Source organism: Dellaglioa sp. CoH-57-MRSF-17 (assembly GCF_056782015.1).
In genome coordinates, this window is record NZ_JBXAXY010000117.1 from 1 (window position 1) to 290 (window position 290).

Below are 290 nucleotides of genomic sequence, written 5' to 3' on the forward strand. Positions count from 1 at the left end.
GCGCACACACGATCACGAGTGTGAAGATCGCGGACTCTGCACCACTCAACCGACGCACGTCACTAGGCTCCTGCCCATTAGGACGGTGCACGATGATCCGAATATCGGTATCCCACTGGAACTCGAATTGGAACTGTTCCGGGAACACCATCGACGCATAACGGTTGATCAAGACCATTAGGCGTTGCGAGATAGCTTCGATAGCCATCTTCTTCATGTTCTTGTCTTGGAAGCCATGAACGAGATGCTTCAATGCTTCTTCATCGGCCAGTTGCGTTTCCAGTTCCGCC

At 52.4% G+C, this 290-nt stretch carries 1 protein-coding gene; it reads right to left on the reverse strand.

Going from position 1 to position 290, the window contains the following annotated elements:
- Positions 1–290: hypothetical protein (locus tag AC1RPJ_RS08090; RefSeq protein ID WP_481762894.1), on the reverse strand; the 290-nt coding region annotated here is incomplete at both ends.